The sequence below is a fragment of the Dysgonomonas sp. 25 genome (assembly GCF_010501075.1).
GTDB lineage: Bacteria > Bacteroidota > Bacteroidia > Bacteroidales > Dysgonomonadaceae > Dysgonomonas.
In genome coordinates this window covers 130,804-154,251 of record NZ_QVMN01000001.1, presented here as the reverse complement: position 1 = coordinate 154,251, position 23,448 = coordinate 130,804, and the positions used below count along the sequence as shown (strand labels likewise).

Genomic DNA, 23,448 nt, shown 5'->3' with positions numbered 1-23,448 from the left:
AACTATTATACAATTAAAAGATTATGAGAATCAAAACAAGTTCAGCCAATTCACCTACATGGCGCAATGTCTACACACAGGTCAACTTGCCCGACGAGTTGATAAAACTCGAGAAGTTGGCACACAATTTATGGTGGGTATGGAATTACGAGGCAACAGACCTCTTTTATAAACTTGATCCCGAATTATGGAAAAAGACCGAACATAATCCGGTTGTACTGCTTCAGAAATTGTCGTACGACCGCGTACAAGAAATATTGAAAGACAGCGAACTTATGGCGTTGACCAAAAAGGTCGTAAAGAGTTTCGATAAATATATGAGCGAAGAATTCGATACATCCAAGCCATCCGTAGCCTATTTCAGTATGGAATACGGGTTTACGAATGTATTGAAAATATATTCAGGAGGTCTCGGTGTTTTAGCAGGCGACTACCTCAAAGAAGCCAGCGACAGCCATGTCGACCTGGTAGGGGTAGGATTCCTTTATCGTTATGGCTATTTCACTCAAACGATTTCGCCTGACGGACAACAGGTAGCGAACTATATCCCGCAGGACTTCGGCGAACTTCCGATAGAACAGGTATTAAACGAGGACGGAAAACAGATGATTCTGGCAGTGCCTTATCCCGATCGTTCGGTTTATGCCAATGTATGGGTAGTGAATGTGGGACGTATAAAACTATACCTCTTGGATACCGACATCGACCTCAATAGCGAATTCGACCGCTCTATCACGCACCAATTATATGGCGGCGACTGGGAAAACCGTTTGAAACAGGAATACCTGCTCGGTATAGGCGGTATGCATTTGCTCAATAAGTTAGATATAAAGAAAGATATATATCACTGCAACGAGGGACACGCTGCCCTTATCAACGTTCAGCGATTGGTAGACCTTATCGAACACGAAGGGTTGACATTCAATCAGGCACTGGAAGTTGTACGCGCCTCCGGATTATATACTGTACACACACCTGTACCTGCCGGACACGACTATTTCGACGAAGGCCTGTTAGGCAAATATTTAGGCAGCTATCCGGCACGCCTTGGTATTTCATGGCAGGATTTCGTAGATATGGGACGTACAGTACCCGGATCGGGCGAGAAATTCTGTATGAGTACTTTTGCCTTGAATACTTGTCTCGAAGCAAATGGCGTAAGTAAGTTACATGGCGAAGTTTCGCAACACATGTTTGCACCTATGTGGCCGGGCTATTTCCCTGAAGAAGTTTATGTGGGATACGTTACGAATGGTGTACACATGCCTACATGGACTGCTAAAGATATGAAGTTGCTATACGAAAAGAATTTCGACAAAAACTTCTACAACGACCAGTCGAATCACGACATCTGGAGCAAAATTTACGATGTTTCGGATGAAGAAATATGGAAAGTACGTTCTTCCCTGAAAAAACGCTTGATCGATTACGTAAAAGCGGAAGTACAATCCGGATGGATCAAAAACCAGAAAGAACCTTCCAAAATCATGGATTTGGCAGAGCACATCAATCCTGATGCCCTGTTGATAGGTTTTGGACGCCGCTTTGCTACTTACAAACGTGCACACTTGCTGTTTACCGATCTTGCCCGCTTAGCTAAGATTGTAAACAACGAAAAATATCCGATACAATTCCTCTATACCGGAAAGGCTCACCCTGCCGACGGAGCCGGACAAGGCTTGATCAAGCAAATTGTTGAGATCTCGCGCCGTCCTGAGTTCTTAGGAAAAATCATTTTCCTCGAAAACTACGATATGCGTCTGGCTAAACGCTTGATTTCGGGAGTAGATGTATGGTTGAACACCCCTACCCGTCCGTTGGAAGCATCGGGTACGTCGGGTGAGAAAGCCGAAATGAACGGTGTATTGAACTTCTCCGTTCTCGACGGATGGTGGTACGAAGGATATCGCGAGAATGCCGGATGGTGTTTGACTGACAAACGTACGTACGAAAATCAGCAGTATCAGGACGAATTGGATGCATCGAAAATATATTCGATTCTCGAGAACAAGATTATTCCGTTGTATTATGCCCGCAACTCAAAAGGATATTCTCCTGAGTGGATACAATACATCAAAAATTCGATTGCTCAAATCGCTCCGGAATATACAACAAAAAGAATGATCGATGATTATATCAACCGTTTCTACAAGCCTTTGACAGAACGTCACAACCTTGTTATGGCCGATAACTTCAAGGTAGCAAAAGAGTTGGCGGCATGGAAAGAAGACACGGCTGCCAAATGGGATCATATCAAAGTAGATATGATAGAAACCATCGGTAAGAACTCTGCTTCTCAGCCTGTTACCTCTATCTATTTTGCTAAAGGCGACAAGGTTATATCCAAAGTAATTGTCGACAAAAAAGATATAATAGGCGATTTAGGTGTAGACCTCGTTATGGTTCAGCATGATGCGGATAAACAAATCGACAAGTTCATCGAAGCTACTCCTTTCAAATTAGTGAAGAAGGAAGGCACGAAGCTCTATTTCGAATTGGAGCAGGAAGCCAAAGTGGCCGGTGCAAGCAAGATTGCTTATCGTATCTACCCTGTCAATAAATACATGGCACATAAGCAGGATTTTGCCTACATCCATTGGTGCTAATCCTCAATCGATAACTATAATCAGAAGAAATTGCTCTTTTTGGGCAATTTCTTCTTTGTTTTGTGTGACTTATCCAAAAGTTATTCCTATCTTTGCGCCGCATTAATAACAATTATGTATTAATTAACATTAATTTTTAAAGAAAATGGCAACTAAAATTCGCTTACAAAGAAAAGGTCGTAAAGACTATCCGTTCTACCACATAGTAGCTGCTGACAGCAGAGCTCCACGTGATGGTAAATTCATCGAAAAATTGGGTACATACAACCCAAACACCGAGCCTGCAACAGTATCTCTCAATTTCGACAGAGCATTGTATTGGCTGACTGTTGGTGCGCAACCAACCGATACAGCACGTACTATCCTTTCTAAAGAAGGTGTATTGTTGAAAAAACACCTCCTCGGTGGTGTTAGAAAAGGTGCTTTCAACGAAACTGAAGCTGAAAAGAAATTTGAAGCATGGAAAGCAGATAAAGAAAAAGGCTTAGAAGCATTTGCCAATAAAAAGGCTGCTGAAACTAAAGCTGCTGAAAAAGCACGTTTAGATGCAGAAAAAGCTGCAAACAAAGCGAAAGCAGAAGCTGTAGCGCAAAAGAAAGCGGAAGCTAATGTAGTAGAAGCAGAGGCAGAGGCCGCAGTAGAAGCTGCTCCGGCTGAAGAGGCTCCTGTTGTTGAAGAAACTGCCGCTCCGGAAGCAGAAGCTGCAACAGAAACTCCTGAGGCTGCTGCTGAATAAGGATAGAACTAAAACAAGATATGGAAAGGACGAGACTTTGGTTTCGTCCTTTTCTTTTGTATTTTATTATGGAAACTTTATCTATGTTTTAAACATAGTTACAAGTTACTTCGTGCTTCGCACAGTTACAAGTTACGAGAAAAAGTAACTCGACAAAAACGTTCGAAACAAGTAGAGATATGTTACTTTTTGGGGAGTTTTGTCATCCCGAGCAAATGCGAGGGATTTCTTGCTGATAGTGTGAGAAAAAAAAGATGACACTGAGTTTCACTGAGAAGGCTATGAGGCACACTGAAAAAAAGTAACTCAATGAAAAATGCTGAAATTGAGTAGAGGTATGTTACTTTTTTATTCGAGGTACTCCGTGAAGAACTCTGTGATACTCCGTGGTTAAATTTGTTTCTTTGTGAACTTTGTGTAGAACCCTCATGCCCTTCATGGTTAAGTAATAAAAAGTAACTTAACGAAAAACATCGAAAATAAGTAGAGGTATGTTACTTTTTTGGAAGAGCTCATTGGGAAATATGCGATAATTCCGAAATAATCTTGTAAATTTGCTCCGCAACTTATGGAAGAATCATTCGACATACGGAGAGAACATATTAACGATAGCGAGAAGGACTTCGAAAATGCCCTTCGTCCGCTCACATTCGGCAGTTTCAGCGGACAAAGCAAGGTAGTAGAAAACTTGCAGGTCTTTGTCACGGCTGCCCGCATGCGCGGCGAATCGCTCGACCACACCCTGCTTCATGGCCCTCCGGGATTGGGTAAGACTACCCTGTCCAACATTATTGCCAACGAACTGGGCGTAGGATTCAAGGTGACTTCCGGCCCTGTGTTGGATAAACCGGGAGATTTAGCCGGATTGTTGACTTCGCTCGAACCGAACGATGTCTTGTTTATCGACGAGATACACCGCTTGTCGCCCGTAGTAGAAGAATACCTCTACAGCGCGATGGAGGATTACCGCATCGACATTATGATAGATAAAGGTCCAAGTGCCCGTTCCGTCCAGATAGAACTGAATCCGTTTACCTTGGTAGGTGCAACAACACGTAGTGGTCTATTAACGAGCCCGTTACGAGCACGCTTCGGCATCAATATGCACCTCGAGTATTACGATATAGATACACTGACGAATATTATCCTCCGCTCGGCCAATATATTGGATGTGCCTTGCAGCACCGAAGCTGCCGGAGAGATTGCTTCACGCAGCCGGGGAACGCCCCGCATCGCGAATGCCTTGCTTCGCCGTGTGCGCGACTTTGCACAGGTGAAAGGGACAGGAAAGATAGACCGCGAGATTGCCCGCTTCTCCCTCGAAGCGCTGAATATAGACAAATACGGCTTAGATGAAGTCGACAACAAGATACTGACTATCATCATCGACAAGTTCAAAGGAGGGCCTGTTGGCATTTCGACCATTGCCACAGCATTGGGCGAAGATAGCGGAACGATAGAGGAAGTGTACGAGCCATTCCTTATCAAAGAGGGATTTATGAAGCGTACCCCCCGCGGACGCGAAGTTACCGAACTGGCATACAAACATCTGGGAAGAACCAGAGATAGCGAACAAGGATTTTTATTCTGAACCTAACTAATAAACGACTATTTTGAATCTCGAATTATTCATAGCTAAACGAATCTACTTCAGCCGGCAAAAGGGCGAGAAGCGTGTCTCCTCCCCTGCCATCAAAATTGCCATTGCAGGAGTAGCCATCGGCTTAGCTGCTATGACGCTGGCGCTGTCTATCGTCATCGGATTCAAAAAGGAAGTCCGCAATAAAGTCATCGGTTTCGGCTCGCACATACAGATTTCGAGCCTGAGTGACAATGGCACGCTCGATTATGGAGCAATATGCGTCACGCCCGGAATAATCGATACCATCCAGCAATTTCCCGGAGTAAAGCATACCGAGCTATACGCCAATATGTCGGGCATCATCAAAACGGATAACGACTTTCAAGGGGTGATGTTCAAAGGCGTAGGCGCTGACTACGACTGGGATTTCTTCCGAAAGAACATGGTGGAAGGCGATATTCTCGCCCCCAACGATACCACAGGGAACAAAGCCATTATATCGAAATACATAGCTGATAAACTGGAACTTAGTCTGGGAGACACCTTTATATCCTATTTCATTCAGGAATCGAGTGCCCGCCCCCGAAAGTTTACCATCTCGGGGATATACAGTACCAACTTCGAAGAGTATGACAAACTTTACCTGATAACCGATATCAGCATCATTCAACGCCTTCAGGGCTGGGAGAAGGACAAAGTCAGCGGCATAGAAATTCTGGTAGAGGACTATGATGAGTTAGACAGCATAAGGGATGAACTCTTCTTCGAAATGCTGGGACATCGCGACCGCGAAGGCAATGCCTTTTACACCCGCTCCATCAAGGAGATGAATCCGAATATCTTCGGCTGGCTCGATTTGCTGGATATGAATGTGGTTGTCATCATCCTGCTGATGCTGGCTATCTCGGGCTTCACAATGACGTCGGGCTTATTGATTATCATCCTCGAAAATACCAACCTTATCGGAACGCTGAAAACAATGGGTATGCGCAACGGCAGCATCCGCAAGACATTCTTGTATGTAGCTTCGTTTTTGGTTATAAAAGGAATGATATGGGGAAATATAATTGCTGTAGCCATCATCGTAATACAGAAGTACACTGGGATACTCAAACTCGACCCTAACAACTACTATGTCACGCAAGTACCGGTAGAAACAAATATACTGTACTGGATACTACTGAATATCGGCACGTTAGTCGTAACGGTGGCAACGATGATAATCCCTTCCTACCTCATATCCAAGATTTCGCCTGCCAAATCGATACGATACGAATAGCCGTCACTCGTGATGATAGGGCTCGTTGTTAAGAATAGTCATCGCCCTATAAAGCTGCTCGACAAATATCAACCGGACCATCTGGTGCGAAAAGGTCATCCGCGAAAGGGTAAGCTTCTCATTCGCTTTGTCATACACCGCCTGCGAAAAGCCATAAGGCCCTCCGATAGCAAATATCAGCCGCTTGGCAACCGTATGCGTTTTGCGTTCGATGTATTCGGCAAACTTCATGGAAGTATATTCCTTGCCTTTATCGTCGAGCAATACCAGATAGTCTCCTGCCTGAAAGCTTTTGAGAATCAGCTCCCCTTCCCTATCCTTTTGCTGTTCGACAGTGAGATTTTTGGTATTCTTGATATCGGGGATTACCTGTATCTCGAACGGGATATAATGCTCGAGGCGTTTACGATATTCGTCTATCGCATCGATGAAGTAGCGGGCATCGGTCTTACCTATGGCTAACAAAACGATTTTCATTTATCTATCATAATGGTTAGGTATCCGGCAAAGATAGGAAATTATCAGGGTGATTTTCCCTGTCCCGAAGCTTTTTATTGTATGAATGATTCTGTATCTTTGTAATTGATCAAAGATATTTTTAAGACTATGAGAATAATACCCGATTCCGAACTGATAATCAACGACGATGGCAGTGTCTTTCACCTACACATCAAGCCGGAACAGTTGTCCGATAAAATCATTATGATGGGTGACCCCGAAAGGGTGACACTGACGGCTTCATTCTTCGACAGCATCGAGTGCGAGGTGCAAAGCCGCGAGTTTCATACCATCACCGGAACATACAAAGGAAAGCGAATCACTGCTTTGTCGCATGGCATAGGCCCTGACAATATGGATATTGTCATCACGGAATTGGATGCATTGGCCAATGTCGATTTCAATACCCGCGAGATAAAAAAAGACTTTAAACAGCTGACAATGGTTCGGGTAGGTACATCGGGAGGATTACAGCCCCACTGCCCTATCGGTTCGTATGTTGTTGCCGCCCATTCTATCGGTTTCGACGGTGTACTCAACTATTACGAAGGACGCAACACTGTTACCGATGCGGCTTTCGAAGAAGCTTTCAAAAAGCATGTAAACTGGTCGCCACTCCATTGCGCACCATACGTCGTTAAAGCTGACGAGGAACTGGTAGACCGCATAGGCTACGATATGATAAAAGGCGTTACGATATCCGCTATCGGCTTCTATGGCCCTCAGGGGAGATATGTGCGTCTTCCGTTAGCCAATCCCGACTTAAACAGTAAAATCGAATCGTTCCGCTTCGGCGAAGACAGCATAACCAATTACGAGATGGAAAGCGCACCGTTAGCCGGATTAGGCAGATTAATGGGACATCGAGCGATGACTATCTGCACCATCATTGCCAACCGTATTGCTGGAGACTCCAATGCCAACTACAAAGGTTCGATAGAAGGCTTAATCAAAACCGTTCTGGAACGCATCTGATTGAATGGAGAGAAACATTAAACGACGAGCTAAGAAAATAGTCCGCTATAGCCTCTATGCCATAGCTTTTGGGGTATTATCTGTCGCTTTTATGCTATTCTTTTCCAATTCGCAGATCAACAAGACTACGGAATCCTATATATACGACAATGCCGATAGCATCCCCCCGCAAAAGGTCGGACTGGTATTAGGTACAGCCCGTTATTTGCGCCGTGGCACTCCTAACGGCTATTTCACCTACCGTATTCAGGCGGCAAAGGAACTTTACGATGCCGGCAAAGTGAAAGCTTTTATAGTCAGCGGTGACAACGGGCATGCTTCGTACAACGAACCGCGCGACATGTATAATGCGTTGGTTGAAAAGGGAATCCCCGACAGTATTATCCATTTCGATTATGCCGGATTCCGCACATTGGATTCGGTAGTGAGAATGAAAAAAGTTTTCGGGCAGGATTCGATTATTATTATCTCCCAAGAGTTTCATAATCAACGGGCAATATACATCGCACAGCATCATGGCATCACTGCTTACGGGTACAATGCAAAAGATATAAGCCTGAACCGGAAGTCACTGAAAACCAAAATAAGGGAACGGTTTGCCCGTGTCAAAGTCTTTGTCGATATAGTCACAGGGAAACAGCCTAAATTTCTGGGCGAACCCATTGAAATCAAAACAGATTAAAAACAGTATATATTAAATGAAGAAGCTATTATTCATTCTGATCTTAATTCTATTCACGTCAACTATTTATGCCCAAAACGATGTAAACAGCGGGCTATTGCAAAAGCTGGTCGAAAAACAAGTACTCACACAGGAAGAAGCAGACGAGCTATTGAAGGAAAGCGCTGCCAAACCAGACAATAACAAGATAGAGGAAGCAGCCGCCAAAGTGCGCTCCATCTTCAACAACACCCCTTATCTGCAAATAGGCGGTTACGGGCTATTCCTGCACACCTATGACAATACCAAAGCAGTCAAACACAATACCCGGACAAGAGTGGTCTATCTTCACGCCCGGGGACAGTTGACCGACAAGCTCAGCTATTTCTTTATGAGCGAATTCGTTAACCCGATGGTCTACGAGTACTACATAGACTGGACACCCATAAAAGAAGCCAATATCCGCTTAGGGCAGTTCAAAGTACCTTATACAATCGAAAATCCTTATTCGGCTACTGCGCTCGAAACCGTTTTCAATACCCGTTCGGTGTCTGCCTTGGCCGGTATGGGAGACGATGTTATGCAATACCAGAATGGCATCAATAACAGCGGAAGGGATTTGGGTGTACAAGTATCGGGTAATGCACTTAACGATTTGATAGACTATAAAATCGGGCTCTTTCAAGGGGCTGGAATGAATACTTCGGACAAAGACAATTCGAAGAATCTCGCCGGAACAATTCTCTTTCAACCCATAAAGGGACTGAAAGTCGGCGGGAGCGCCATTTGGGGAGAAGCAACTTACAAGCTGCCTCACGAGGCTGTAGAAGATACGCATGTCCGCAATCGGTGGTCTATCGGTGGAGAATATCGTTCGGATCGGTTATATGTCCGTTCGGAATGGCTTCGGGGTAAAGATGGAAAAACAGACAAGGAAGGTTTGTACGGAACGGCAAAATATTATATCTTGCCAACGAAACTGAATCTGGTAGGTAAAGTGGATTATTTCAATCAGGATAAAGAAAGTAATAGCGAAGTGCTTGATTATCTTATCGGTGCCGATTACTATTTCTACACAAATTGCCGTATACAGCTAAATTACCTCTATTCGGACTATTCGGAGAAATGGGATCAGAAAAACAGTCATCAGGTAATGGCGCAACTACAAATCGTCTTTTAAACAGGCATTGATAATGTCGAATTAAAACTAAAATGGATCATGAAACATGAATTAACAATCGAGACGTGGAACCGTAAGGAACATTACCTGTTCTTTAAGGATTTTGACGAGCCTTTTTTCGGGGTATGTGTCGATATCGATTGTACTAAAGCATATCAGAAATGTAAAGAAGAAAATTATTCCTTCTTTTTATATTATCTGCATAAATCACTTATGGCAGCGAACCGAACGGAGCCATTCAGATATATCATCGAGAATGATAAAGTTTACATTTACGATGTAATCGATGCCGCGCCAACTATCGGCAGGGCTGACGGGACATTCGGTTTCGCCTATATGAAATATCATGAAGATATGGCATTATTTATGAAAGAAGCCAAGCAGGAAGTTGAGAATGTACAAAATAGCACCCATCTTATCCGGGGTGTTTACAACGAAAATGTGATACATTATTCATCGCTCCCTTGGGTCGATTTCACCAGTTTCTCGCATGCAAGGATGTTAAGCAGGAAAGACAGCTGTCCCAAAATAACATTCGGGAAGATGAAAGAAAAGGACGGTAAAATGACGATGCCTGTAGCTATACATGTTCATCATGCATTGATGGATGGCTTCCACGTAGGGCAATTTATTGCTTTATTTCAAGACTTAATAAATGAATAATTAGTAACTTTACAGAAAGTATTAAGGACTTAAAGACCATAAAGAATGGAATTACCCAATCATATCATTGCTGCCGTATCTACCGCCCAAGGTGTTGGCGGGATAGCTATTATCAGGTTATCGGGTGAAGGTTGTATCGAGTTGGTCGACAAAGTATTTGTCTCTCCGGCAGATAAGATGTTAAGTAGGCAACATGCCAATACAGTGCATTTTGGCTCGATAGTCAACAATGGAGAAGTCATTGATGATGTTTTAGTGACCATCTTCAAAGCACCTCATTCCTTTACGGGTGAAGATAGCGTAGAGATTTCCTGCCACGGTTCGACATATATACAACAACGGATTTTGCAATTGCTCTTACAAAAAGGCGCTGTGTTAGCCCGTCCGGGGGAATTTACCCAACGAGCATTCACAAATGGCAAGATGGACCTATCGCAAGCAGAATCGGTTGCCGACCTTATAGCATCCAACTCGGCTTCAACGCATCGTTTAGCGATGAATCAGATGCGGGGAGGTATCAGCAACAGGCTTTTGCAGTTAAGAAACGAGTTGCTGGATTTCACGTCGTTGATAGAATTAGAATTGGACTTCTCGGAAGAAGATGTCGAATTTGCTAACCGTCTGCGATTGAAGGAGCTTGCGAATGATATTGAGTCTCACATAAAAAAGCTGGCTGAATCTTTTAATTTAGGTAATGCCGTCAAAAACGGGATTCCGGTTGCCATTGTGGGAGAAACAAATACAGGGAAGTCTACCCTGCTCAATTGCCTGCTACATGAGGAGAAAGCCATTGTTTCGGATATACATGGTACAACGCGCGATGTCATCGAAGACACCATCAATATACAAGGGGTGCTTTTCCGTCTGATAGATACGGCCGGAATACGGGACACTTCGGACGAAATAGAGAATATAGGGATCAACCTTACATACAAAAAACTGGAGCAGGCATCTATTGTCCTTTGGCTGGTCGATGCTGTGACCGATAACGAATACATTTTGTCCTTGTCCGAAAAGATTCTACCGCTGGTGAAGGATAAGAAACTGATATTGGTATTCAACAAAGTGGATGCCGTTTCGGCTGAAAGAAAGGCCATTAAGGATAGCCTGCTGAAAGACGAGGTATCCGACAGGGTATTTATCTCGGCTAAATACAATGATGGAATAAGCCAATTAGAGCATAAACTGATCGAAGCCGCTAATATTCCTGAAATTGGCGAACAGGATGTAATCATCACCAATCTTCGTCACTACGAGGCTCTAGATAAGGCTCTTCAAGCAATACAGCGCGTACAGGAAGGGTTAGACCTGAATATCTCGGGTGACTTTCTTTCGCAAGACATCCGCGAATGTATGCACTATTTAGGTGAGATAACAGGGCAGATTTCTACGGATGAGGTTTTGGGCAATATCTTTGAGAAGTTCTGTATCGGCAAATAGGCAACGAAAAAAGATAAAAACAACCTCTATATTTTAATACTCACTTATGAAAAAAAGCATTCTATCCCTACTACTACTCTCGATGAGTTGTGCAGTGATTTCACAAAACAAAGCATCGTACGTTAAACCCATGATCGGTACCGTAAAAATGGGGCACACATTCCCGGGAGCATGCGTACCTCATGGAGGTGTACAATTAAGTCCCGACACCGACACAATCCCGCAAAACATCAATGGTGTATATAATAAAGATACCTATAAATACTGTGCAGGATATCAATACGACGATAAAACGATTGTTGGGTTCAGCCATACCCACTTTAGCGGGACAGGGCACTCCGATTTGGGCGACATACTGATTATGCCTGTAACCGGCAAATTGAAGTTTAATCCGGGCACAGCTCAAGATCCCGATTCGGGCTACAGGTCTCGTTTTTCGCATGATACAGAGAAAGCATCGGCAGGATATTACGAAGTAACACTCGACGATTATAAGGTGAAAGCCCAATTGACTGCCACTGAAAGGGTTGGTGTTCATAAATATACTTATCCGGAACGGGAGGAACAGAAGCTCTTGTTAGACCTCGTTCATGGTATTTACAATTATGACGGAAAAGTCCTCTGGGCAAGCCTTCGCGTCGAGAATGATACCCTGATAACCGGTTACCGCATAACCAACGGATGGGCAAGGGAGAATTATACTTACTTTGCGATTTCGCTGTCGAAACCGATTCTGAATTATGGTTATGTGGATAGGGAAAAGCCCAAGTACATGGGCTTCTGGCGAAAATTCGATTTGCAAAACAATTTCCCCGAAATAGCCGGAAGAAAGATTGTATGCCATTTTGAATTTGGAGACGCCCCCTTGCCGCTCGTCGTGAAAGTCGCCTTATCGGCTGTCAGCACACAGGGAGCCATCAAAAACCTCGAAGCTGAAGCACAAAATAAGTCATTCGAACAATTGGCACAGGAAGCATCCGCCAAATGGGAAAAGGAATTGGATGTGATAGAGGTGAAAGGCAACGAAGATAACAAAGCAATGCTTTATACATCCCTCTATCACACAATGATAAACCCTTCGGTCTATATGGACGTAGATGGAGAATACAGAGGCATTGACCACAATATTCACCAAGCTGACGGCTTCACGAATTATACCGTATTCTCCGTATGGGACACATACAGAGCGCTTCATCCGCTATTTAATATTATCAACAGGGAAAGAAGCCGGGATATCACCAACTCCATGCTGGCTCACTACAGCCAGAGTGTGCACAAAGCATTGCCTGTATGGTCGCACATGGGGAACGAAAACTGGTGTATGATAGGCTACCATTCGGTATCGGTATTGGCGGATGCTATAGACAAAAATATTGCAATAGATAGGGAAAAAGCGTTGGAAGCCATGATCAACAGTTCGAATGTCAACTATTACGATGGCATTGCCGAATACAAACAATTGGGTTATGTACCTTTCGATAGAAATGCAAGCGGCTCATCCATCACGCTCGAATATGCTTATGACGACTGGACAATATACAATACAGCCAAGCGTATGGGTTACAAGACCGGTGCTATTGCCGAAGCATATAAAAAGCGGGCACAAAACTACCGGAATGTATTCGATCCCGAACTGCAGTTTGTACGCGCTAAGTTGAAAGATGGCAGCTGGAAAACGTCTTTCAGCTTATTAGATACACACGGGCAAGGATTTATAGAAGGTAATTCGTGGAATTATTCGTTTTATGTTCCGCATGATGTCAAAGGACTTATGCAGCAGATGGGAGGAGAAAAACAATTCACCGGGCGCCTCGATTCTATCTTTACCATGCACTTGCCCGATGAATTTTTCGAACATACGGAAGACGTAACCCGCGAAGGGATATTAGGAAACTACGTTCACGGAAACGAACCCAGCCACCATATAGCTTACCTGTATGCATGGACGTCACAACCGTGGAAAACGCAATACTGGGTACGCGAAATCATGAATCGCATGTACCTGAACGCTATCGACGGATTATGCGGAAACGACGACTGTGGCCAAATGTCGGCATGGTATATATTCTCGGCAATGGGCTTTTATCCGGTATGCCCGGGTACAAACCAATATGTCTTGGGAGCACCTTATTTTCCTTATATGAAAGTCAACGTCGGGGATGGCAAATATCTGACCATAAAAGCTGATAAAGTAAGCGACAAAATGCGCTACGTAAAATCGGTAAAGCTAAACGGGAAGCCTTATACCAAAGCATATATTACCTACGAAGATATACGCAACGGAGCTGAGCTCGAGTTTGAAATGACTTCTAAACCGAATACAAAACGATTATTTACGGATCAGGAAAAACCTTATTCTTTATCGGATGAAATATAAGCGATTAGCATAAAAACAGAAAAAATAGTATCTTAGCTTGTGGAAATTTCATTTACAGCACCTCTATAATAGAGAACAAAACTATTTCAACTATGAAAATGCAATCGTACAAGATACTATTCCGCTTGTTTTCGTTCTTGTCTGATAAGACAAACGGCTCTTCGTTATTCGTAAAATACAAGTTGATGTTGGGCACGCTGATTATCGGGCTATCTGCTACATCGTGCCATAAGTCCAGAGCTATAGTAACCTGTTACGAGATAGAACCAGTGAATGTCGATACCATCGAGGTGTTATCTGCTAAAGATACAACCGTCTCGGCAACAAAAGACACGATCGGCAAACATACATCTCCCAAACCTGTTCCTGTAGAAGCTCCTGAAACGACTTTTATTATTAGCTGTTATGAGATAACAATACCCGAACCGACATGCTATATGCCAGCCTACCCTGATCCGGTTGTACCAGATCCCAAGCAGGACGAAATATTCCCATACGAAGGAATGGAAACCCCTCCTGTATCTCCTGTCGGAAACCTGGAGGAATTTTTTAAGTGGATAGGTGAAAATATCGAATATCCCGAAAGCATGCTGAAAAATGGAGAACAAGGGCGGGTTATGGTACGTTTCATCATAGACAAAGAAGGAAAAATAACCGATATAAATATCCTCCGTACTTTCTCGCCCGATGCCGACAAAGAGGTAATAAGAGTATTAAAGTTGTCTCCAGACTGGACGCCGGGAAAACATAGAGGGCATAAAGTGAAAACCAAAATCACCATACCGATTATTTTTAGATTACCAAAAGACGACGTTTCACCATCGGCAGAAACGGAAAAACTACCCATATAATATCCCTCCGTACCTTCTCGCCGGATGCCGATAAAGAAGTGATGAGATTACAAACCACATAAATAGAGGCAAAATCATGAAAACCAAGACATATCATACCCTATTTCGCTTTTTTCCCTTTCTGTCAGACAAGACGAACGGAGCACCTTCCATGATAAAATACAAGTTGATGTTGGGGATGCTGATTATCGGATTATCCGCTACTTCGTGCCATAAGCCCAAAGCTGTAGCAACCTGTAACGAGGTAGTACCCAAGCCCGAACAAGTCGATACATGTTATAATATATACGTTTCTCCTGATGTGAGCGAAAATGAGGTACTCCCATACGGAGTAATCGAAACCCCTCCTGTATCTCCTGTAGGGGACATAGATAAATTTACCGAATGGATGCGCGAAAATATCGAATATCCCGAAAGTATGATCGCAAACGAAGAACAAGGACGGGTTACAGTACGCTTCATTATCGATAAAAAAGGGAAAATCACCAATATAAATATCCTCCGTACTTTTTCGCCCGATGCCGACAAAGAGGTAATGAGATTGTTGAAGTTGTCTAAAGCCTGGAGGCCGGGAGAACATAGAGGGTATAGGATGAATACCGAAGTTACAATACCGGTTGTTTTTAGGTTACCACAAGACTAAAATGTATATCTTCGTAGTTATCGAACCACATAAATAGAGGCAAAGCTATGAAAATCAAAACATGCCATATCCTGTTCCGCTTTTTCTCTTTCCTTTCGGATAAGACGAACGGAGCGCCTTTCGTGGTAAAATACAAGTTGATGTTGGGCACACTGATCTTGGGATTATCCGCCACTTCGTGCCATAAGCCCAAAGCTGTAGCAACCTGCAACGAGGAAGAACCGGCGAAGGCCAATACCATCAAGGTATTATCCAATGATACAACCGTTTCGGCAACAAAAGACACCATCGGGGAACATATATCTCCCAAGCTTGTTTCTGCAAAAGTTCCGAAGATTCCTCCTCCGGCGATTATTACCTGCTATGATACGATAGCCTCCCAACCTGAACAAATCGAAACATGCTATATGCCAGCTTTTTCTGATATGGAGCGGGACAAAATATACGAATACGAAGAACTAAAGAAAACTCCTGTCTCCCCTGTAGGCAATCTGAAAAAATTTACCGAATGGATATGTGAAAATATCGAATATCCCGAAAGTATGATAGTAAACGAAGAACAAGGACGGGTTACAATACGCTTCATTATTGATAAAAAAGGGAAAATCACCAATATAAATATCCTTCGTACTTTCTCGCCCGATGCCGACAAAGAGGTAATGAGATTATTGAAACTGTCTCCAGACTGGACTCCGGGAGAATATAAAGGGTTTAAAGTGAAAACCAAAGTTACAATACCGGTTGTTTTTAGGTTACCACAAGACTAAAATGTATATCTTCGTAATTATCAAACCACATAAATAGAGGCAAAGCTATGAAAATCAAAACATGCCATATCCTGTTCCGCTTTTTCTCTTTCCTTTCGGATAAGACGGACGGAGCACCATTCTTTGTTAAATACAAATTATTGCTGGGCACATTGATCTTGGGATTAGTAACCACTGCGAGCTGCAAATCGTCGGGGAAGGGAGTAACATACGACAATCCAATTACTGCATCAGGCATTGTAGACGAAAAAACTATCAATGGAACTATTATAGACAAAAATGAAGAACCTGTAATAGGGGCATCCGTTGTCATTAAAGAGAAAGAAGAGTATAATACAATGGCAGATGTGTCGGGAAAATTCACTATACAAGCACAAAAAAATGATACGCTTATATTCTCTCTAATAGGGATGAAAACAAAAGAAATTTCAGTTTCAGATATTATCAGCAATAATACTCCGATAATAATGGAAGAAGACACAGCCGCTGTCTCCGGTGATTTTCTTATTACGTGCTATGTTGTTGTAACTAAAAATAAATGAAAAATGAAAATCAAGACGTATCATATCCTGTTCCGCTTTTTCTCTTTCCTTTCGGATAAGACGAACGGAGCACCATTTGTTGTTAAATACAAATTATTGCTGGGCACATTAATCTTGGGATTAGTAGCATCAGCGGGTTGCAAATCTTCAAAAAAGGAAGCCGTAGACCCCAATGTAATACCACACAAACCAATAACTGATGTCACCTGTTACATCATAGCCATAGAGCCCTTAGAGGGAGAAAATTCTGATACATTGACCATCAGGGGAAATATAAAAGATAACCTTAACCAACCTATCCCGGGCGCAAGAATCAGCATCAAAGATAAACCGAACGATATAGCCACTGCTGATATAAATGGGAATTTCAGCCTGCAGGTGAACAGGAACGATTCGCTCGTATTTTCGTATCCCGGCTTTGTATCGAAAGAAATTGCCATAACAGAGATTCAGAATAAGCCGATAATATTAGAAGAAGAACCGTTTGAAGATTCAGTCGTAAATATCCATCCCCGTGTAACATGTTATAAAATTACCGTTTCCCCAAGCATTGCAGAGGAAATAGAAGTAAAAGGACAGGTAGTAGATGAAAGAAGTGAACCGATCGCGTACCTTTCTATTTCAATAAAAGGAGGAACAACTGGAGTATTGACGGACGTAGACGGAAAATTCGTTCTGAAAGCCAAAAGGAATGATATACTTATCTTTTCGTATGTCGGATTCGAGACACAAGAAATCAGAACTCCGAACATAATAGGCAGTAGTAAGCCCATCGTAATGATGGAAAAAGAAATGATTCTATGTTATGATGTAGTTATTGTTCCATCAACTCCCTACCAGCCAAAAAAAATAACAAAGTTCGCATACAACGAAGTGCAAATAGCTCCCGCGTCGCCGGAGGGAGACCTTGATCGCTTCCGGGCATGGATGGAAAGCAACATTCAGTACAACGAGCGTATGCTAAAAGATAAAGTCGAAGGCGAAGTTATCCTTAGCTTTGCCATAGACAAAAAAGGAAAAATAGTAAACAAAAAGGTGCTGACTAAACTCTCGCCCGACGCAGATAAGGAAGCACTCAGAGTACTCTCCACCTCCGGCAAATGGGAGCCGGGCATGCACAACAGCGAAGCTGTCAAAACTGTAATAACCCTTGCGGTTGAGTTCAAACTACCTTAATTGTATTATCTGATGAAACTCCAATTACCGAATATAGCGTTAGAATTGACGGACAAATGCAACCTTGCCTGCCGTTACTGCTACAATGTATGGAAAATTCCCGGTGCCGAACGGAAAACTTTCGATTCGTACCCGAAAGCGATAAAAGCATTGAGGCAGCTTTTCGCACAAATCGAGGTACAGAATGTAACCCTCACAGGCGGAGAACCTTTTGTCGCCCAGCGATTGAAAGAGATAGCCCTTTTCTGCCGCATGGAGGGGAAAACTGTTACCGTTATCAGCAACGGCTTCAAAGGCACGGAAAGCGATTACCAAAGCCTCATCAAAATGGGCATAACCCTTTTCGAGTTTCCGATACACTCGGCAGAGGAGGCAATACACGACAATATCACGCAAGTAAAAGGTAGCTGGCGAAAATCTATCGCTTCTATCCGCGCCGTACAACAGCTGAAAGGCTACCCCGTACCCGTTATCGTCCTCACCAAATACAACATCGAAGTGCTGGGCGACACGCTCGATTTTATCGATGCGCTCGGCCTGCGACGTATAATGATGAACCGATACAATATCGGCGGTTGCGGAACGGCTGAACCGGCTTCGGTATCGGCTACGCATTCGCAGCTGCGGAAGGCTTTTGAAATCGCCAACCAAAAGGCGGAGGAATTGGATTTGGTTATATCGTCGAATGTATGTTCGCCGGATTGCCTGCTCGATCCTTCGGACTATTACAATATTATGTTCGGGCACTGCTCGGACAATGTTTTATGGAAGCCTATCACGATGGATATCAACGGAAACATACGCCTGTGCAATCATTCTCCGGTAGTTGCAGGGAACATATTCGAACAGTCTATCGAAGAAATATTGTATTCGCCGTATGCAAACTCATGGAACGAAATTGTGCCCGAATACTGTGCGCAATGCAGTAAATGGGAAAAATGTCGCGGGGGTTGCCGCGCTGCTTCGGAGCAATGTGGCTTGGGATTGGGGCATGTAGACCCGATAATGACGGAAAAAGAAATCTTACAATAATTAACTGCAAAGAGATAACTTTATCTGTATTTATTTATAAGTATACAAGTTGACAAGTAAACGAGTATACAAGTTTATTAGTTACGAGTTTATAAGAGAGAAAGAAAAGTAACCCGATAAAAAACATCGAAAATGAGTAGAGAAATGTTACTTTTTTTGTCATCCCGAGCAGAGGCGAGGGATCTCTTCCAAATAATAATGAGGAAGAAAAGGTGACACTGAGTTCCACGAAGAAGGCACTGAGGCACACTGAGGAAAAGTAACATCAACAAAAAACGTTCGAAATAAATAAAGTTTTGCTACTTTTTTGTCACTTCGAACGAAGGTGAGAAGTCTCTTCCCAATTGCGCGGTGAGATGTTTCGTTTCACTCAACATGACAAAAGCAAGAAAAAGTAACTCGGTAAAAACATCGAAAATGAGTAGAGGAATGTTACTTTTTTTGTCATCCCGAAGGAAGGTGAGGGATCTCTTCCAAATAATAATGAGGAAGAAAAGGCGACACTGAGTTCCACGAAGAAGGCACTGAGGCACACTGAGGAAAAGTAACATCAACAAAAAACGTTCGAAATAAATAAAGTTTTGCTACTTTTTTGTCACTTCGAACGAAGGTGAGAAGTCTCTTCCCAATTGCGCGGTGAGATGTTTCGTTTCACTCAACATGACAAAAGCAAGAAAAAGTAACTCGGTAAAAACATCGAAAATGAGTAGAGGAATGTTACTTTTTTTGTCATCCCGAAGGAAGGTGAGGGATCTCTTCCAAATAATAATGAGGAAGAAAAGGCGACACTGAGTTCCACGAAGAAGGCACTGAGGCACACTGAGGAAAAGTAACATCAACAAAAAACGTTCGAAATAAATAAAGTTTTGCTACTTTTTTGTCACTTCGAACGAAGGTGAGAAGTCTCTTCCCAATTGCGCGGTGAGATGTTTCGTTTCACTCAACATGACAAAAGCAAGAAAAAGTAACTCGGTAAAAACATCGAAAATGAGTAGAGAAATGTTACTTTTTGTTGTCATCCCGAACGGAGGCGAGGGATCTCTTCTCTAAAAAGACTACATTTTGTTCTGCTTGAAAACAGATATATACGGGCAAATGTTTATTTGCCCCTACACAAGAATGAGATGAGATACTTGAGTCGCCTGCGCTCCTCGATTGTTAATTCGCTTCGCTCAGTATGACAGTGACAAATAACCCTCCCCTTGGGGGAGGCCGGGGGCTAAAAGTAACTCAATGAAAAATACAACAATAGATATATACTTTTTTTACATAAAAACACACTAACTACCTCATAATAAACGAATAAAACCCTACACAAAAGTAACAATAGGGTGACAAGAAAGTGACACGGTTGTAACTTTTTTGGGGAGGATATTTTGCCAGATATATATTATGCGCTTTTATGCATCTTTCGTATATTTGTACATACCATATAACCCCAAATACATGTTGGACAAGATAATCGACTTCAAAACAGCTACTTCCGGCTCGATGCCCCTCAGCAGGCGTAGCCAGAATCCTATAATAGGCCTTTCGGTCAATATAGACGAACAGACATCGCGGCTTCATGAAGCATATATACAGGCAGTGCTCGAGGCAGGAGGCATACCAATCCTCATCCCTGCCACGGACGACATAGACGCCCTGCGCGAGATTGCCGACCGCATAGACGGGCTATTGCTCACAGGAGGCTCGGATATAGATGCCCGCTATTTCGGCGAAGACAACCTCGAAGGTCTGACCGACGTTAACCATGAGCGGGATACATATGACTTTCTGCTGTTAAAAGTAGCTTCGGACAGGCAACTGCCCATCTTCGGCATCTGCCGGGGAATGCAGGTGATGAATGTAGCTTTCGGAGGAGGGATGTGGCAGGATATACCCTCGCAATATCCCGGTGAACCGCTGGCGCATAGCATCCTCACCGACAAGGAGAAACCGGTGCATACCGCACGTATCGAGAGCGGCTCGGTATTATCAGAGATATTCGGGAAAGAAGAAATAAGCGTCAACTCACGGCATCATCAGGCACTCAAGCAGATAGCCCCGGGCTTCAAAGTAACCGCTACCGCCCCTGACGGAATAGTGGAAGCAATAGAAGCCTTTCCTCAACGCAGGATATTGGGCGTACAATGGCATCCCGAGAATATGGCCTCGGAAGGTGGTGACGAAGGGATGAAAAGGTTCTTTCGCCGCCTTGTGGACGAAGCGATACTCTTCCGCCAAGCCAAGGAGATACACAGGGATAACCTGACTGTCGATTCCCATTGCGATACGCCCATGCTCTTTGCCGAACATACCATCGACATCGGACGCCGCGAGCCGCTGGCTTGTGTAGACCTGGTGAAGATGTACGAAGGGAGGTTGGACAGCGTATTTGTTGTAGCGTACCTACCGCAAAGCTATCCGTCTGATAAGGCAACAGCTCAAGCCAAAAACCTGCTGACGGCCATGCAAAAGCAAATAGAGAAGAACCATCTATTTGTGGGACAGGCACGTACATTCGCCGAAGCAGATAAGCTGAAAAAGGAAGGGCGAAAAGCTATCTTCCTCGGCATAGAAAACGGGCATGCCCTCGAAGGGAATCTCGATAATCTCGACCTTTTCCGGAAGATGGGTGTCGTGTACCTAACACTCTGCCACAACGGGGCAAACGATATATGCGATTCTGCCATAGGAGAACCTCTACACGCGGGATTGAGCCAATTCGGCGAAAAGGTTGTAGAACGTATGAACGCGATTGGGATGGTCATCGACCTTTCGCATGCTTCGGAATCGACATTCTACGATGTGATAGGGAATAGTTCAGTCCCTGTCGTAGCTTCACATTCTTCGGCGCGTGCACTTTGCGATCACCCGCGTAACCTGACCGACGACCAGATACGGGCTATCGCTTCGGCAGGAGGAGTCGTGCAGGTCTGCCTGTACAGCGACTTTCTGGTGAAAGAAGGTAAAGCAACTTTAATGGATGCTGTAGACCACATCGAGCATATTATCCGCATCGGTGGCATAGAGGCTGTAGGTATAGGTTCGGACTTCGACGGTGGTGGCGGCATAGAAGGCTGCGAAGGGGCTAACGAGCTTATCAACATAACGGTAGAACTATTGCGCAGAGGTTACACAGAAGAACAGATAGCCGCCATATGGGGAGGCAATCTCCGCCGTGCTGTGACCGCTGTTCAAAACATTAACAGATAGGAATAATGACACTCAATTATATTTGGATAGGGTTCTTCCTGGTTGCTCTCATCGTGGCTTTAGCAAAGCTGCTCTTCATGGGCGATACCCAAGTCTTTACCGACATCATAAATGCAACCTTTTCGTCTGCCCGCACAGGATTCGAAGTATCAATCGGCCTGACGGGTGTCCTTGCCCTCTGGCTGGGCATTATGCGAATCGGGGAACAGGGAGGTGTCATCAATGCCTTCGCCCGCATAGCGGCGCCTGTCTTTGGCAAGCTATTCCCTGAGATACCGAAGAACCATCCTGTTATCGGCAGGATGTTTATGAACTTCTCGGCAAACCTGTTGGGGCTGGATAATGCTGCTACGCCGATAGGGCTGAATGTGATGAAGGAACTGCAAGAGCTGAATACACAGAAAGATACAGCCAGCAACTCGATGATTATGTTTATGGTTATCAATGCATCGGGATTGACGCTTATCCCTGTAACCATACTGATGTACCGCGCCCAATTGGGTGCAGTCGCCCCTGCCGATGTATTCATACCCATCCTGCTCGCCACATTGGTGTCTACGCTGACGGCTATAACACTTGTCGCCGTGAGACAAAAGATACAATTGTGGAACCGGGCTATCCTTATCCCTTTCGGGGCGATATTGGCCTTTGTTGCCGGTATGATAAGCCTCTTTCTCACCATGGACAGAGAGGTAGTAGCAGCCTATGCCACCACGGCAGCAAACATACTGTTACTGCTGGTTATATGCGGCTTTATCGTGGCCGGTATGCGTAAGAAGATAAACGTTTACGATGCCTTTATCGATGGGGCAAAGGATGGTTTCAAAACAGCTATAAAGATAATCCCCTACCTCATTGCCATCCTCGTAGCCATAGGTGTATTCAGAGCTTCGGGGGCTATGGATTACCTTATCGACGGCATCAAGGCGGCTATTGCTCTCCTTGAGTTAGATACGGCCTGGGTAGATGCTTTGCCGACTATGCTAATGAAACCGTTGAGCGGCAGCGGCGCACGCGGGATGATGGTGGATGCCATGCGAACGTATGGAGCGGATTCATTAGCCGGGCGGCTAAGTTGCATTGTGCAGGGTACGACAGATACGACATTTTATGTGGTAGTGCTCTATTTCGGGGCTGTTTCGATAAAGAAGATACGCTATGTCCTCTCCTACTCTCTTATTGCCGACTTGGCAGGGATAATAGCTGCTGTCTTTCTGGCCTATATCTTCTTTGGATAATCTT

Annotated in this window: 19 protein-coding genes; 18 read left to right on the top strand and 1 reads right to left on the bottom strand. The window is 43.9% G+C overall.

All coding sequences use genetic code 11. The annotated features are described in order from the left end of the window. Positions 1-23: 23 nt before the first annotated feature. The 4 genes from glgP to D0T66_RS00610 all read left to right on the top strand — a co-directional run bounded on the left by glgP (position 24) and on the right by D0T66_RS00610 (position 6,203). Positions 24-2,606: an alpha-glucan family phosphorylase gene (glgP, locus tag D0T66_RS00625; protein WP_163355097.1), complete on the top strand. Its 2,583-nt coding sequence runs from the start codon at positions 24-26 to the stop codon at positions 2,604-2,606. Positions 2,607-2,751: 145 nt separating this feature from the next. Continuing rightward, positions 2,752-3,342, top strand: coding sequence for a 30S ribosomal protein S16 (locus D0T66_RS00620; RefSeq protein WP_163355096.1), 591 nt, complete (start codon positions 2,752-2,754; stop codon positions 3,340-3,342). Positions 3,343-3,910: 568 nt separating this feature from the next. Continuing rightward, positions 3,911-4,933, top strand: coding sequence for a Holliday junction branch migration DNA helicase RuvB (ruvB, locus tag D0T66_RS00615; protein WP_163355095.1), 1,023 nt, complete (start codon positions 3,911-3,913; stop codon positions 4,931-4,933). 22 nt (positions 4,934-4,955) lie between these two features. Continuing rightward, on the top strand, positions 4,956-6,203 hold the full coding sequence (locus tag D0T66_RS00610) for an ABC transporter permease (protein WP_163355094.1): 1,248 nt from the start codon (positions 4,956-4,958) through the stop codon (positions 6,201-6,203). A 3-nt stretch (positions 6,204-6,206) separates the two neighbouring features. On the opposite strand, the gene rlmH is transcribed toward D0T66_RS00610, so the two are convergent. Further along, positions 6,207-6,680: a 23S rRNA (pseudouridine(1915)-N(3))-methyltransferase RlmH gene (rlmH, locus tag D0T66_RS00605; RefSeq protein ID WP_163355093.1), complete on the bottom strand. Its 474-nt coding sequence runs from the start codon at positions 6,678-6,680 to the stop codon at positions 6,207-6,209. Between the two features lie 129 nt (positions 6,681-6,809). On the opposite strand from rlmH, the gene D0T66_RS00600 reads away from it, so the two are divergent. The 14 genes from D0T66_RS00600 (at position 6,810) to D0T66_RS00535 (ending at position 23,444) form a co-directional block, all read left to right on the top strand. Beyond that, positions 6,810-7,676 carry a nucleoside phosphorylase gene (locus tag D0T66_RS00600; RefSeq protein ID WP_163355092.1) on the top strand — a complete coding sequence of 289 codons (867 nt, stop codon included), beginning with the start codon at positions 6,810-6,812 and terminating at the stop codon, positions 7,674-7,676. Between the two features lie 4 nt (positions 7,677-7,680). Continuing rightward, positions 7,681-8,358, top strand: coding sequence for a vancomycin high temperature exclusion protein (locus D0T66_RS00595; protein WP_185154798.1), 678 nt, complete (start codon positions 7,681-7,683; stop codon positions 8,356-8,358). A gap of 16 nt (positions 8,359-8,374) precedes the next feature. Next, positions 8,375-9,517 carry a porin gene (locus D0T66_RS00590; RefSeq protein ID WP_163355091.1) on the top strand — a complete coding sequence of 381 codons (1,143 nt, stop codon included), beginning with the start codon at positions 8,375-8,377 and terminating at the stop codon, positions 9,515-9,517. 39 nt (positions 9,518-9,556) lie between these two features. Further along, positions 9,557-10,180 (top strand): chloramphenicol acetyltransferase, encoded by a 624-nt coding sequence (locus D0T66_RS00585; protein WP_163355090.1) that lies wholly within the window; start codon positions 9,557-9,559, stop codon positions 10,178-10,180. A 45-nt stretch (positions 10,181-10,225) separates the two neighbouring features. Continuing rightward, positions 10,226-11,620, top strand: coding sequence for a tRNA uridine-5-carboxymethylaminomethyl(34) synthesis GTPase MnmE (mnmE, locus tag D0T66_RS00580; protein WP_163355089.1), 1,395 nt, complete (start codon positions 10,226-10,228; stop codon positions 11,618-11,620). 46 nt (positions 11,621-11,666) lie between these two features. Then, positions 11,667-13,997 (top strand): GH92 family glycosyl hydrolase, encoded by a 2,331-nt coding sequence (locus D0T66_RS00575; protein ID WP_163355088.1) that lies wholly within the window; start codon positions 11,667-11,669, stop codon positions 13,995-13,997. Between the two features lie 92 nt (positions 13,998-14,089). Continuing rightward, entirely contained in the window at positions 14,090-14,848 is a 759-nt protein-coding gene (locus D0T66_RS00570; protein WP_163355087.1) for an energy transducer TonB, read from the top strand. Positions 14,849-14,924: 76 nt separating this feature from the next. Next, on the top strand, positions 14,925-15,491 hold the full coding sequence (locus tag D0T66_RS00565; protein WP_163355086.1) for an energy transducer TonB: 567 nt from the start codon (positions 14,925-14,927) through the stop codon (positions 15,489-15,491). A gap of 47 nt (positions 15,492-15,538) precedes the next feature. Beyond that, positions 15,539-16,258 carry an energy transducer TonB gene (locus D0T66_RS00560; RefSeq protein WP_163355085.1) on the top strand — a complete coding sequence of 240 codons (720 nt, stop codon included), beginning with the start codon at positions 15,539-15,541 and terminating at the stop codon, positions 16,256-16,258. Positions 16,259-16,305: 47 nt separating this feature from the next. Then, complete coding sequence (locus D0T66_RS00555; RefSeq protein ID WP_163355084.1) at positions 16,306-16,800, top strand: carboxypeptidase-like regulatory domain-containing protein; 495 nt, start codon at positions 16,306-16,308, stop codon at positions 16,798-16,800. Positions 16,801-16,803: 3 nt separating this feature from the next. Further along, positions 16,804-17,976: a carboxypeptidase-like regulatory domain-containing protein gene (locus D0T66_RS00550; protein ID WP_163355083.1), complete on the top strand. Its 1,173-nt coding sequence runs from the start codon at positions 16,804-16,806 to the stop codon at positions 17,974-17,976. A 12-nt stretch (positions 17,977-17,988) separates the two neighbouring features. Continuing rightward, on the top strand, positions 17,989-19,008 hold the full coding sequence (locus tag D0T66_RS00545) for a radical SAM/SPASM domain-containing protein (RefSeq protein WP_163355082.1): 1,020 nt from the start codon (positions 17,989-17,991) through the stop codon (positions 19,006-19,008). Positions 19,009-20,454: 1,446 nt separating this feature from the next. Then, a complete protein-coding gene (locus D0T66_RS00540; protein WP_163355081.1) occupies positions 20,455-22,206 on the top strand; it encodes a membrane dipeptidase in 1,752 nt (583 codons plus the stop codon). A gap of 5 nt (positions 22,207-22,211) precedes the next feature. Further along, positions 22,212-23,444 (top strand): nucleoside recognition domain-containing protein, encoded by a 1,233-nt coding sequence (locus D0T66_RS00535; protein WP_163355080.1) that lies wholly within the window; start codon positions 22,212-22,214, stop codon positions 23,442-23,444. Positions 23,445-23,448 lie beyond the last annotated feature (4 nt).

Excerpts from the sequence above, each read along its gene's own strand:
- glgP (WP_163355097.1), top strand. The coding sequence starts at position 24 with ATGAGAATCAAAACAAGTTCAGCCAATTCACCTACATGGCGCAATGTC.
- D0T66_RS00620 (WP_163355096.1), top strand. The coding sequence starts at position 2,752 with ATGGCAACTAAAATTCGCTTACAAAGAAAAGGTCGTAAAGACTATCCG.
- ruvB (WP_163355095.1), top strand. The coding sequence starts at position 3,911 with ATGGAAGAATCATTCGACATACGGAGAGAACATATTAACGATAGCGAG.
- rlmH (WP_163355093.1), bottom strand. The coding sequence starts at position 6,680 with ATGAAAATCGTTTTGTTAGCCATAGGTAAGACCGATGCCCGCTACTTC.
- D0T66_RS00600 (WP_163355092.1), top strand. The coding sequence starts at position 6,810 with ATGAGAATAATACCCGATTCCGAACTGATAATCAACGACGATGGCAGT.
- D0T66_RS00595 (WP_185154798.1), top strand. The coding sequence starts at position 7,681 with ATGGAGAGAAACATTAAACGACGAGCTAAGAAAATAGTCCGCTATAGC.
- D0T66_RS00590 (WP_163355091.1), top strand. The coding sequence starts at position 8,375 with ATGAAGAAGCTATTATTCATTCTGATCTTAATTCTATTCACGTCAACT.
- D0T66_RS00585 (WP_163355090.1), top strand. The coding sequence starts at position 9,557 with ATGAAACATGAATTAACAATCGAGACGTGGAACCGTAAGGAACATTAC.
- mnmE (WP_163355089.1), top strand. The coding sequence starts at position 10,226 with ATGGAATTACCCAATCATATCATTGCTGCCGTATCTACCGCCCAAGGT.
- D0T66_RS00575 (WP_163355088.1), top strand. The coding sequence starts at position 11,667 with ATGAAAAAAAGCATTCTATCCCTACTACTACTCTCGATGAGTTGTGCA.
- D0T66_RS00570 (WP_163355087.1), top strand. The coding sequence starts at position 14,090 with ATGAAAATGCAATCGTACAAGATACTATTCCGCTTGTTTTCGTTCTTG.
- D0T66_RS00565 (WP_163355086.1), top strand. The coding sequence starts at position 14,925 with ATGAAAACCAAGACATATCATACCCTATTTCGCTTTTTTCCCTTTCTG.
- D0T66_RS00560 (WP_163355085.1), top strand. The coding sequence starts at position 15,539 with ATGAAAATCAAAACATGCCATATCCTGTTCCGCTTTTTCTCTTTCCTT.
- D0T66_RS00555 (WP_163355084.1), top strand. The coding sequence starts at position 16,306 with ATGAAAATCAAAACATGCCATATCCTGTTCCGCTTTTTCTCTTTCCTT.
- D0T66_RS00550 (WP_163355083.1), top strand. The coding sequence starts at position 16,804 with ATGAAAATCAAGACGTATCATATCCTGTTCCGCTTTTTCTCTTTCCTT.
- D0T66_RS00545 (WP_163355082.1), top strand. The coding sequence starts at position 17,989 with ATGAAACTCCAATTACCGAATATAGCGTTAGAATTGACGGACAAATGC.
- D0T66_RS00540 (WP_163355081.1), top strand. The coding sequence starts at position 20,455 with ATGTTGGACAAGATAATCGACTTCAAAACAGCTACTTCCGGCTCGATG.
- D0T66_RS00535 (WP_163355080.1), top strand. The coding sequence starts at position 22,212 with ATGACACTCAATTATATTTGGATAGGGTTCTTCCTGGTTGCTCTCATC.